This is a genomic window from Saccharopolyspora pogona (genome assembly GCF_014697215.1).
GTDB classification, from domain to species: Bacteria; Actinomycetota; Actinomycetes; order Mycobacteriales; family Pseudonocardiaceae; genus Saccharopolyspora; species Saccharopolyspora hattusasensis.
In genome coordinates, this window is sequence record NZ_CP031142.1 from 8,620,367 (window position 1) to 8,631,771 (window position 11,405).

The window sequence follows — 11,405 nt, forward strand, 5'->3', positions numbered from 1 at the left end:
CGTGCGCGGCGGGAAACGGCTATCTGGTACGAAGTTCGCATGCATCCCGCAACGAACGGCGCCCTCGCGCAGAAGAAACCGCCGCGCGTGCTGCGCTGGATCATCGTTCTCGTGCTGCTCTGGCTGGTCACCGGTGGCTATTTCCTGGTTTCCACCGAGGTCACCATCTGGTCCCGGACCTTCGGCTCGGGCGAGGCCACGGCCGACCCAGTCGCACACGTGGAGCTGGAGCGGGGGCAGCCGTTCGGCCTGGCCGCGCAACGGGATGAGTACGTGAAGTGCCAGGTGATCCCGCAGGCCGGTGAGCCGCGTGAGTTCATTCCCGACCGCCCGGCCAACAGCCTGCGCAGCTCGCGGCTGCCCGGGCCGGAACCCGCGTGGTTCTCCGGCCCGGCCGAGGCCCGCTGCACCGGGCCCACCACGGTGCTCCTGCCGGAGCGCTACGACACGACCGGGCTGAACGTCCTGCTGGGGCTGATTGCTGCGGCCAGCCTCATGATCGTGGTCGTTTTTGTACAATTCGCGCGTCGTGCCCGTTTCAACAATAGGTTGTACGCCCGCGACTGATTTGCTCCTGGGAACGGATCTCCGAACGGCATGAGGCGCCGTGGGCGGTCAGATAGTGTCGATCCAACGGTTCGGAAGCTAAGGGGACAGACGGTGAGCAGCGCGTCTGAGCGCATCCAGGAGATGATGCGCAAGTTCGAGGAGCAGGCGCAGAAGGCGTCGGAACTGCAGTCCGCGATGCAGGGCATGCAGGCCACGGCGAGCAGCCCGGACCGGTCGGTGACGGTGACGGTCGCGCCGTCCGGGGCGGTGCTGGACCTGCGTCTGGCGCCGAACGCGGTGCGCCAGTCGGCCAACGACCTGCAGCAGCAGATCATGGCGACCATCCGCCAAGCAACGGCAAGCGCGGCGGAGCAGCTCAACAACACGGTGGCGCCGATCCTGGGCGACCAGTTCGACAAGTTCCAGGAAGCGTTCAACGTCGAAGGCATGGCGATCAAGCCGACCGCCGGAGACGAAACGCCCGCACCGGAGAGCCCCGCACCGCCGCCCGCCGCGCACCGCGCGCCGCCGGAGAGTCCGGCAACGCCGCGGCGGCCGCAGCAGGCGAGCGCCGATTACGACGGTGACGACTTCTCTTCGGGCTCGTTCCTGCGCTGAGGGAAGTTGTCTTGACCGATTTGCAGGTAACTCCGGAAGCCCTTACCGGGCATGCCGACGGTTGCGACAGCCTCGCCGACAAGTTCGGCCAGCTCGCTGACGTCCTCCACCAGGCTCGAGTCGACGACCAGTGTTTCGGCCCGATCGGTCAAGTGATCGGAATGCTGAACGGTTACTACGACGGCTTGGAGGAGTGCCAGAACCTTGCCAAAAAAGCGCAGGCCTTCCTGAAGCCACGAGTGGGCGATCGGCGACCCGGAGCAGATGCGGTCCACGGGTGAGGGCTGGGAGAACGTCGCGAAGTGGCTCGACAGCGTCGCGGAACAGGAACAGGGGCGGGCGCAGGCAACAGCGCAGTCCTGGGTCGGCAAGGATGGCGACGCGTTCCGCACCCAGATGTCGGAGTTCTCGGAAGGAGTCAAAGCGCTCGCGGCCGACGTCCGCGATCTCAAGGGCACGCTCGACATGTGGGCCGAGATCATCGACATGTTCATCGAGTTCGTGATCCAGACCCTCACCGAACTGATCATCGGCCTGATCGTCCAGTGGCTGGCCGCGCTCGCCGCTTCGTGGATCACTGCCGGCGCCTCGGTGGCCACTGCTAGTGCGGGTACGGCAGTGCAGGTCGGCGCCACCGGAGTGCGCATTGGTGCGCGAATCACGCAGCTTCAGGGCAGGTTGTTCCAGCTCTTCCAGAAGGTGGAGCGACTCCTACAGAAGATGCGCGAGATGGGCAAGCTCAAGAAGCTCATCGAGACGTCGGAGAAGCTGCGTGAGGGCAAGCTGTTCGACGGCAAGTTCAAGATGGGTCAGGAAATGGCCGGTCGTTTCATCGACAGGCAGAGCTCCGCGTTCAAGTTCCTGACCCACGCCGACGCGGAGGACCTGACGTCCAAGGGGGGCAAGTTCCTCAAGGATGACGTCACGAAGATGGACGCCTTCGAGAAGGCAGACGCCAACCTTGCAGGTCGCATCGCAGACGCGCAGAAGCAGCGTGACATGGACGCCATCAATTTGCTCGAGGATCAGAAAGCAAGGCTCGCGACCGACATGAAGGGTGTCCAAGGTCTTGCCAGTGGAGTCGCCGGTACCGTTCTGCACGGAGCTCTGGGCGGGAAGACGACCCTCGGCCAAGCCGCAACCGCTGCCGGAACGGAGATCGCTACCGATGCGGCCATTGAGCAGGGTGCGCACCAGGTCTACGACACCGGAAAGGGCTGGTTCCAGGGTGATCTCGCCGGGGAGCAGCGTGATGCGGCCCAGGAGCGTGGTTTCCAGTGATTGAGGTGCTGGCGGCTCGGGCCTCGTGGTGCGTGCCGGACGAGAAGATCCTTTGGTGTCATCCACTGACCCGTGCGTCGGGGGCAGGGAAGTTCATCCTGTACACGGTCCCTGGTCTGGATGATTGGGGGGCGCAGAAGCCGGGGGTTGGCCGAAAGGCTCTCGTGGCAGCGACCGGAGTCGCCGCTCTCGTTCTCGAGGCGGCTCTCGGCGGAGGAGACCAGGGCGGGTCTGCGCCAAGCGTGCCTTGGACGGTGTTGATGGGGAAGCGCCGTGACTGTCTTGCGGTGTCCTGCCTGGCGGATTGGCAAGCTAACGGCGGAAATTCGAGCAGTCGGGACGACCAAGAGCTGTTCTGGGTGCTGACGACGCACCGGCTGGGGTTGCTCGACTTCGCTCAGCGGGGTGAAGGCGGGAACGCGGATTCGTCTGGTTTGCTGGGCGGTTTGAAGAAGTCTATCGGTTCGGTGTTCGAGCGGGCCGAGGAACCGCAGGCCGAGAAGGAACCTCAACTGCCGGTGCCGCTGGTGTGCGCCGAGATCCCGAGAAACGCGATCACCTCGGTCGAAGTCGTGGAACAGAAAATTCAGGGGCGTGATCGGCATTGGTTCAAGGTTGGTCTCGCCGATGAGTCCGCGCTCTTGGTTTCTGACTGGAAAAAATCCCACGAGCGAGCCTTCTTCGATCGTATGCTCGCAATGACACACGGTCGGGAATGAGGGTGTTGTGAAATCGAGAAAACAGATGCGCGCGCTCCTCCAGGCCGAGTGGGCCGACGCTGACGAGCAGATGCGTACTGTGCAAGGAGGAGAGAACGAAAGAGGTCATCTCGGCGCGAGTATCGGTGGCCGTTCGGTTGTTCCGTACCAGCCGTCTGGACCCGTTCCTGAGCTTGATGTCGACTTTGGTCGGTTGTCACCTGCCAGTCGATTTGTCCGTGCGGGAAAGTTCCACGGCGATGAGTGGATCCATGACCCCGCAATGCGCGGGTGGGTCTACGCCGCGACGACGGACCAACTCGCCGTACGGTGTGCTGACCACCTCGCTGCGGCGGGGCCTGAAGGGTGGTTCGCCTCCACTGACCGGCGTCTCGGCGTCGTTGTCGATCCTTCGGTGGTGGCCAAGCCCAACGACGTCCCGGAACCAGAGGCGCGTGAACAGAAGCGCGGGGGTGTGGGGAGCTTCCTCGGCAAAGCTCGTACTGCTCTCGGTGCCGTGGCCGAGTTTTCCGAAGGGTTCACGAAGTCCGGACCTCAGTTTGTGGTGTTGTGGGAATGCTCGATTGACTCCGTGGCCGACGACAGAATGGTCGGGAAGGGGCGGAGCACCATCCCGTACCAGTTCCTCCGTGTGGATTTCGTCGATGGTTCTGCTCTTGAGCTCAATGTGAACATTCACGCGCTTATTTAGCTTGCTGTTGCCGAGGTGTTGCCGTTGCGAGAGCGGCAGGCGACGAACGGAAGAAATGGGGGAGCGGTGCGGGAAATTCTGGATGTTCGGGCGCAGTGGTGTCGGCCGGAGGAGCCGATCCTCTGGTGCCTGTCTCGGGAGGCGCGGGGGTTCCGCTTCGAGGTCGACGGGCTGAAGGCGAACGGGACGCCAGTGCCCGGGCTCGGCGTCCGGATCGCCAAGGGCGTGGGCTTGGGACTGCTCGCCGTCGTGGCGGTCGCGACGTTGAGCGGCGGCAGCGAAAGCGGGGACACCGGGTCGGCGAAGCCTTCGCCGCCGAAGGGGTTCGTGACCGGGAGCAGCCCGGACTGTATCGCCGTGGCTGAGATGGCGCGCATCGCAGAGGCCGGGGCCGAGGGGTTCTGGTTGTTGACTCCTGCTCGGCTCGCCCGGCTGGTGGTCGGCAAACCTGGTGCGGAGCGGAAGGTCCCGGACGTCGGTGCGTTGTTGGGCGGAGCGAAGCGGGTTTTCGGGTTCGGGCGGGACGACGCGAAACCTGAGGCCCCGGAGGAGTCGGAGCCGAGCGGTCCGGTGGTGCGGGAGAAGTGGTCGGTGCCGTGGGAGGCGATCGTCGGCATCGACGTCCACCAGCGCAAACTCGGGCGGAAGTATTCGCCCAGCGCGGCGTGGTATCTGCGGTTTACCTTCCGGGATGGCTCCACGTTCGAGATCGGCGGCGATCATGAAGCCGATGCGGTGGCGCAGTTGGCGGCGATGACCCGTGGCGAGCGGTGAGGGATAATGGCCGTGTCGATGAAGGAGATCGAGGAACTCGAGCTCGAGAACGAACGGCTCGACCGGATGTGCTTCGCGTCGGGGGAGACGCGGTTGTTCCGCACGAAACCGCGCTGGCTCGGTGCCGTGATCGGCGGCAACCGGGAACTGCCCTACCGATCGCGGATATCCGGTCCGCTCGACGACCTGCCGGCCCCGGACTGGCCCGAACTTCACCCCGCCGTGGTTTCCGGTCAATACGTGGGCGACGAATGGGCGCACGACGACGCCCTGAACGGTTGGTGCTACGCGGACGCACCCGGAAGGCTCGCCGTGCAGTGCACCGACGCACTCGTGGCGGCGAAGCAGTACGGGTGGTTCGTCGCCAGCGATCGGCGGCTCGCGGTGGTCGTCGATCAGGGCAAGGTCGACGAACAGCACCGCCGGGCCCAGGAACAGGACGTACTGCAGGAACCACAGCCGAGCGGCCTTCTCGGCCGGGCGAAGTCGTTGGCCGGAGCGTTCTCGCGTGAGGCGGAGAAACCTGTGGTCGAGCAGCCAGCCGAAGCGCGGGGCACGAGGTTATGGGAGTGCGCACTCCAACACGTCGGCAGTTTCAGCATGTTGCGCCTGGGACGGACGTTGCAGCAGGAGGAGTTCGTGCGCATCGAGTTCCGCGACCGCTCCGTCCTGGACATCCGCATGTTCCGGCCCGCCGAGCTGGTCCAAGCGGGCAACCGGGTGTTGGGAGCGGCGTAGCGGGCGGTCCGTTGCTGTCGTTCCCGGCATTAGATGGTCATATTTTGTCCGTTTTGTTCCGCTGGTGTTCACTCCGTGGCGGGTGAATCGGACATTGAAGAAGAAGCGCCCGTATCTCCTGGCGGAAATGCTCGCCGTTCATTGGGAACCCTCTGTGGGTGCCGTAACGTCCAAGGGGGCACCGCGGCGGGATTGGCGATGACGACGACTCCTCTGCGGGCTCGTTCCTGCACTGAGGGGAATTGTCTTGACTGACTTGAAGATGACGCCGGGCACGCTGACCGGCCACGGTCAGGGCTGCGACAGCCTGGCCGACAAGTTCGGCCAGCTCGCCGACCTGCTCCACCAGGCCAAGGTCGACGACGAGTGCTTCGGCCCGATCGGCGACGCCGTGGGCCTGAGTAGCAAGTACTTCGAAAACCTGGACTCCTGCAAGGACTTGGCGTCCAAGGCTCAGGAATTCTTGCAGCACATGAAGGAAGCGCTGGACGAAACGGTCAAGGACTACGCCGACACCGAGCAGCAGATCTCCGAGATGCTGAAGAAGGCCGGAGAGGGGCTGGGCGGATGAGCGCGCCGCAGGGACCCGGTGACTTCCAGAGCCTGAACAACGGCGACGGGAACTCGAAGAACTGGTTCGAGCAGGCCGCCGGCCGCGGCTCCTCGCTCGTGGGTGCTTCCCAGGACTTGGCGGACGCCTCGTCCCCGCCCGAGTGGGGCGTGGCCATGGTGTCGATGCGGGCCGAGCAGCTGCAGATGCTGACCAGCCCCGGCCAGGCGTTGATGGACAACGGTCTCGGCTTCCTGGTGTCGATCGTGCTCAGCCCGCTGATCGAGCTCGCGGAGTTCGCGATCGGCGACCCCGAGCAGATGCGCGCCACCGGCGAGGGCTGGGAGAACGTCGCGAAGTGGCTCGACCAGGTCGCCGAGCAGGAGCCGCAGCGAGCGCAGGGCACGGCCGAAACCTGGGTCGGCAAGGACGGCGACGCCTTCCGCACGCAGATGACGGAATTCGGCGACGGTGTCAAGGCCCTGGCCGAGGATGTCCGCGACCTCAAGGGCACGCTGGACATGATCGCGGACATCTTCGACATGTTCGTCGAGTTCTTCATCTCGGTCGTCACCGAGCTGATCATCGGTCTGATCGTGCAGTGGTTGGCGGCCCTGGCGGCTTCCTGGATCACGGCCGGTGCCTCCGTCGGCGCGGCCAGCGCCGGAACGGCCGCTCAGGTCGCCGGACAGGGTGCCCGGATCGGCGGCCGGATCGCCCAGATCCAGGGCAAGCTCTACCAGCTCTTCCAGAAGCTGGAGAAGTTGCTGCAGAAGCTGCGCGAGGTCGGCAAGCTCCGCAAGGTCATCGACAAGATGAACGACCTGCGCAACGGCGGGAAGGTCTCCCAGTTCGTGGCGCGCAAGTTGGACTCGAACGCGCTCATCAACACGCTCACGAGGGCCGACGGGAGCACGCTGGCCACGACGACCGGTAACCGCTTCATGCAGGGCGTCACAGGTTCCGAGGCGTTGGCGGGCAACCTTTCCCAGCGCTTCTTGACCAGTACGCTCGGTGGTTCGACGCGGTTGACCGGCGCGATCTTCAAGGAAGGTGTCTCGACGGCCACGGACGCGGCGATCGAGCAGGGCGCCGAGTTCGCGTATGGTGCAGGGGAAGATCAAGCCACTGGGAAGATGAGCGAACAAGAGCGGAAGTCGGCTCAGGAGAAGGGCTTCTCGTGATCGAAGTTCTGGCGGCTCGCCAGCAGTGGTGCCGGCCGGGGGAGCCCATCCTCTGGTGCATCCGGTCGCACCGCAACTACCTGTTCGACGTCGAAGGGCTCGACGAGAAGGGGAAGCCGAAGAAGGGGTGGGGCGCACGCGCCGCCTTCGGCGCTGGCGACGCCGTCGGAGGAGTCATCGGCGGTGTTTTCGATGCGGTCACCGGTGGGGACACCGATTCCGATCTGAAGGATTCGCCGCCGAGCGTGCTGTTCGGTCCGGGGCCGAACTGCATGGCGGTCACGGAGCTCTCGCGCATCCCCACCGGGGAGGACCGCGCCTACTGGGTGTTGACCTCGCACCGGTTGGGCTTGCTGACCTTCCAGGACGTCGCCGAACCGGCAGCGGGGGAAGCCGAGGAGTCGGCGGGTCTCCTGGGCGGTGCGCTGAAGTTCGGCAAGGGCGCGATGAAGTTCGCCCGGGATGTCCGGGACATCGTCGCGTCGAAGCCCGAGTACGAGCCGGGGGTTGCCGTCCCGGTGCCGCAGGCGCGCCCCCACCTGGAGATCCAGCGGCCCGCGATCGCCGATATCGGTGCGCACCAGCGCAAACTCGGCCGCGGCTACCAAACGGGAAAGCCCTGGTACCTGCGCGTGCAGTTCACCGACGGCTCGGGGATCGAGCTCAGCCCTTCGCCGAAGGAAAAGCCCGTGCAGCGGCTGGTGGCAATGTCCCACGGACAGATCTGACGAAGGCGAGCGATGAGGGATCGGTCCAAAGTTCTGCGCCTGCTCCACGACGGCTGGTGCGCTCCCGGAGAGCAGCTCATCTTCCTCGTGGGTGGCGAGCACAAGCCCGGTTGGTTCGGCGCGACGCTCGGCAACACCCGGCAGGTTCCTTACCTCCCGCAGCAGGACGACGGCGTGCAGCCGCCGTGGCCGCTGGTGAACCCCCGCCTTTCGGCGGGTGAGTTCCTGGCGGACGAATGGGTGCACGACCCGGCGGTGTGGGGCTGGTTCCACACCGACAGCCCGGTGCGGGCAGCCGCGCAATGCGGCGACGCGCTGAGCCGCGGGAAGCACTTCTCCTGGCTGGCTTGCAGCAACCGCCGGCTGGCCGTGGTCGTGGAGGCGGATGCGCGCGCCGAGGCCCTCCAGAAGGCCGCGGAGCAGCAGAAACCGGCGGAGGAATCTTCCGGGGTACTGGGCGGCCTGTTCGGCAAGGCCAAGGCGTCGAAGGACAGCGGCCAGCCGCAGCCACCCCCACCTGCCGGCCCGATCGAAACGTGGTGGGAAATCCCGATCGGGCAAGTCGGCCGGTTCACCTCGGCCGAGCGCGGCAGGGGACTCGACCCCGTGGAGTTCTTCGCGATCCAGTTCGGGGACAACTCGAGCCTTGAGTTCCGCCTGATCAACGCCCCAGATCTGGTCGAAACCGTCTACTCGAACCTCCGCTGAGCCGTGGGGGTCTTCCTGTTCGCCTGACGCTACGACTCCGCCCCGGTTGCCGGCATGGGATCGGCAACTGCTGACAGCGCTTCGGCGAGTTCGGCGACCGCCGGGCGCTGCTGCGGCTCCAGGCGCAGGCACGCGTCGATCGCGGTCGACATCGCCTTGGGCAGCCGCCGCTGAGTTCGGATCGGGGGTGCCGGAACGGTCAGCTGCGGGCACCGCGCGTGCAACGACGGCATCGACTCGAAGTTCGTCGGTTCGCCGGAAGTTCCGGCGTCGAACGGCTGGATTCCGGTCGCCGCCCCGTAGAGGACCAGGCCGATTCCCCAGACATCGGTCTCCCTGCCCAGCATCCCGCCACGGATCTGCTCGGGCGCCATGGCGCAGGGCGTTCCCGCTTTGCCGTGGCTGGGGCCAGGTTGGCGGGCGAAGTTGAGATCGATGACGCGCGCCCTGCCCATGTCCGCGATGATGTTGCCCGGGTTCAGGTCGAGGTGCAGGTAGCCGCGGTCGTGCATGTATGCCATCGCCGAGCACAGGTGCTGGCCCAGGTGGGCGAGCTCGGCGGCGGTGAGCCGACGGGTCCGCGTTTCGACCAGGCGCGAAAGCGTCGCCCCGGACAGGGTTTCCAGCACCACTACCGGACCGTGCTCGCCGGCGACGAGGTCGTACGCCCGCACGATGTGCGGGTGGGTGAACGACAGCAGCAGGCGACCTTCGAGCTCCAGCCTCTCCCGAACGCCCTCGTGGTGCGCCAGGTCCGGGCGCACGGACTTGATGAAGCACCGGCAGTACCGCTGTTCGCTCCAGGCGTCGTAGGTGTCGAGTTCCCGTCCCCGGCGCATGTGCTGGATGACCCGGTAACCCGGAGTGATTTCGTAGCCCGGCGGGTGTGGTTCCGGCGCGGATTCCGTCGGCTCGGGTGCAGTGCTGATCGCTGTCATCGAAACTCCCATCGGTGGCTGCCCCGCTTCGGCCGCGGGGCGGAGGTCAAGCCGTCTCCCGTTCGGCGACCGGAGCGGCGTGATCGCGTTCGTGCAGCCGGTAGAGCTCGGCGTACCGGCCCCCGCGGCCCATCAGCTCGGGGTGCGTGCCGGCTTCGGCGATCCGGCCGCCGTCGAGCAGCAGGATCTGGTCGGCGTCCCGGACGGTGATCAGGTTGTGGGACACGACGATCGTGGTGCGGCCCTCCATCAGGCGGCGCAGTGGCGCGAGCACGCGTGCGGTCGCGGCCGCGTCGAGCCCGACCGTCGGCTCGTCGAGCAGCAGGATCGGGGCGTCGCGGATCATCGCGCGGGCGATGGCGATCCGCTGCCGCTGCCCGCCGGAGAGCAGCCGCCCGTGCTGGCCGACCCGGGTCTCGTAGCCGTCGGGCAACCCGGTGATGAACTCGTGCGCGTCGGCTGCGCGGGCTGCGCGCACGACCTCGTCGTCGGTGGCGTCCGGCTTCCCCCAGAGGATGTTGTCCCGGATGCTCATGTCGAGCGCGAGGACGTCCTGGAGCACCACCGAAACGTTGTGGCGCACCGATTTCTGCGGCATCGAGCGCAGATCCGTGCCGTCGAGCGTGATCGCGCCGGCGTCCGGGTCGTAGAACCGCAGCAGCAGCTTCCCGGTGGTGGACTTGCCCGATCCGCTGGCGCCGACGAGGGCGATCGTCTGCCCGGGCGCCGCGGTGAAGCTGATGCCGTGCAGCACGTCGCGCTCCGCGTGCGGGTACCGGAAGGTGACGTCGTCGAACGTGACCACGCCGCGCGCGCGGTCCAGTCGCCGCGGGCGGACGGGGTCGTGCACGGTCGGCTGCTGGTCGAGCAGCTCGATTACGCGTTCGGCGCTCGCCGCGGCCGCGAAGACGGTGTTGCTGAGCTGGCCGAATCCGCGCACCGGCGAGTAGAGCTGGCTGAGGAAGCCGAGGAACACCAGCAGGCCGCCCAGCGAGATGGTGTTCTGGGTCAGCTGCCAGGTGCCCAGGCCCACGATGATCAGCACCCCGGCCAGCTCCAGGAGCTGGATCATCGGCGAGAACAGCGCTTTGAGCCTGGTGGCGACCAGCTCGGCGGCGAAGCTGCCGAGGTTTTCGCGGTGCAGGCGGTCGGTTTCGGAGTTCTCCCGCCCGTACGCCTTGACCAGCGCGGCGTTGCTCAGGCTCTCTTCCGCGACGGAACTGATCGACCCGGTGCGCTGCCGCTTCTCGCGCGAGGCGGCTTTGATCCGGTGCGAGAAGAACCGCGCGGTCAGCCAGAAAGCGGGGATGGTCACCAGGGACGCGATGGCCAGCTGCCAGCTCAGCACGAAAAGCGCGCCCGTGAACAGCACGATCTTGAACGCGTAGGAGATCGTCTGGGTCAGCCCGGACAGCACCAGGTTCTCGATCGCGGCGATGTCGCCGGTGATCCGGGACAGGGTGTCGCCGATCTTGCGCCGTTCCAGGAATTCCACGGAGAGTTCGTGGAGGTGCCGGAACAGGTCGGTGCGCAGTTCGAGCAGGAACCGCTCGGCCAGCCAGGTGGACAAGTACCGGTCGCCGAACGAGATCAGCCCGGAAAGCAGCGTGACGACCACGTAGGCCGCCGCGAGCCCGAAGAAGAGGCTGAAGTCGCGCGGCACCAGGACCTTGTCGACGAGGATCTTGAAGAACCAGATGGTGGCGGCGTCCAGGACGGGCGCAATCAAGATCAGCGCCATCACCACGCACAGCCACCCTCGGTAGGGGCGCAGGTACGGCCAGAAGCGGCGGAAGATCTCGCGGACGCTGACCGGCGGCGCCGCTTCAGGCGTTTCTCCGGGGCTGCTGGTGTTGACCCCGAACAGGTAACGGATTCTGGAGAAGACGTTGGTGTTCGTCATGGTTGGAGGGCATCCGGCGGCGGC

General features: G+C 66.4%; 14 protein-coding genes. 12 read left to right on the forward strand and 2 right to left on the reverse strand.

What is annotated here, in order from left to right:
• Positions 1 to 39 precede the first annotated feature (39 nt).
• From DL519_RS40735 to DL519_RS40790, 12 genes are all read left to right on the forward strand, one after another.
• A complete protein-coding gene (locus DL519_RS40735) occupies positions 40 to 567 on the forward strand; it encodes a hypothetical protein (protein WP_190822862.1) in 528 nt (175 codons plus the stop codon).
• 93 nt (positions 568 to 660) lie between these two features.
• The gene (locus DL519_RS40740) at positions 661 to 1,167 is read left to right on the forward strand and encodes a YbaB/EbfC family nucleoid-associated protein (protein WP_190822864.1); all 507 of its coding nucleotides are present in this window, start codon (positions 661 to 663) and stop codon (positions 1,165 to 1,167) included.
• A gap of 11 nt (positions 1,168 to 1,178) precedes the next feature.
• Positions 1,179 to 1,448: a hypothetical protein gene (locus tag DL519_RS40745; protein WP_190822866.1), complete on the forward strand. Its 270-nt coding sequence runs from the start codon at positions 1,179 to 1,181 to the stop codon at positions 1,446 to 1,448.
• Positions 1,432 to 2,448 carry a WXG100 family type VII secretion target gene (locus tag DL519_RS40750; protein ID WP_190822868.1) on the forward strand — a complete coding sequence of 339 codons (1,017 nt, stop codon included), beginning with the start codon at positions 1,432 to 1,434 and terminating at the stop codon, positions 2,446 to 2,448. Before DL519_RS40745 ends, DL519_RS40750 begins: the two co-directional genes overlap by 17 nt.
• Complete coding sequence (locus DL519_RS40755; protein ID WP_190822870.1) at positions 2,445 to 3,167, forward strand: hypothetical protein; 723 nt, start codon at positions 2,445 to 2,447, stop codon at positions 3,165 to 3,167. Before DL519_RS40750 ends, DL519_RS40755 begins: the two co-directional genes overlap by 4 nt.
• Before the next feature lie 25 nt (positions 3,168 to 3,192).
• Positions 3,193 to 3,858 carry a hypothetical protein gene (locus DL519_RS40760; protein ID WP_190822873.1) on the forward strand — a complete coding sequence of 222 codons (666 nt, stop codon included), beginning with the start codon at positions 3,193 to 3,195 and terminating at the stop codon, positions 3,856 to 3,858.
• 24 nt (positions 3,859 to 3,882) lie between these two features.
• Entirely contained in the window at positions 3,883 to 4,632 is a 750-nt protein-coding gene (locus DL519_RS40765; protein WP_190822875.1) for a hypothetical protein, read from the forward strand.
• Between the two features lie 12 nt (positions 4,633 to 4,644).
• Complete coding sequence (locus tag DL519_RS40770; protein ID WP_190822877.1) at positions 4,645 to 5,370, forward strand: hypothetical protein; 726 nt, start codon at positions 4,645 to 4,647, stop codon at positions 5,368 to 5,370.
• A 247-nt stretch (positions 5,371 to 5,617) separates the two neighbouring features.
• Entirely contained in the window at positions 5,618 to 5,941 is a 324-nt protein-coding gene (locus tag DL519_RS40775; protein ID WP_223840081.1) for a hypothetical protein, read from the forward strand.
• On the forward strand, positions 5,938 to 7,104 hold the full coding sequence (locus tag DL519_RS40780; RefSeq protein ID WP_190822879.1) for a WXG100 family type VII secretion target: 1,167 nt from the start codon (positions 5,938 to 5,940) through the stop codon (positions 7,102 to 7,104). Before DL519_RS40775 ends, DL519_RS40780 begins: the two co-directional genes overlap by 4 nt.
• A complete protein-coding gene (locus tag DL519_RS40785; protein ID WP_190822881.1) occupies positions 7,101 to 7,832 on the forward strand; it encodes a hypothetical protein in 732 nt (243 codons plus the stop codon). The genes DL519_RS40780 and DL519_RS40785 overlap by 4 nt, the downstream gene beginning before the upstream one ends.
• 12 nt (positions 7,833 to 7,844) lie before the next feature.
• On the forward strand, positions 7,845 to 8,540 hold the full coding sequence (locus DL519_RS40790) for a hypothetical protein (protein WP_190822883.1): 696 nt from the start codon (positions 7,845 to 7,847) through the stop codon (positions 8,538 to 8,540).
• A 29-nt stretch (positions 8,541 to 8,569) separates the two neighbouring features.
• Here the strand turns inward: DL519_RS40790 and DL519_RS40795 are convergent, their stop codons facing one another.
• Together DL519_RS40795 and DL519_RS40800 are read right to left on the reverse strand one after the other, a co-directional pair.
• Complete coding sequence (locus DL519_RS40795; RefSeq protein WP_223840082.1) at positions 8,570 to 9,478, reverse strand: serine/threonine-protein kinase; 909 nt, start codon at positions 9,476 to 9,478, stop codon at positions 8,570 to 8,572.
• Positions 9,479 to 9,524: 46 nt separating this feature from the next.
• Positions 9,525 to 11,381: an ABC transporter ATP-binding protein gene (locus DL519_RS40800; RefSeq protein ID WP_190822887.1), complete on the reverse strand. Its 1,857-nt coding sequence runs from the start codon at positions 11,379 to 11,381 to the stop codon at positions 9,525 to 9,527.
• Between the last annotated feature and the right edge of the window lie 24 nt (positions 11,382 to 11,405).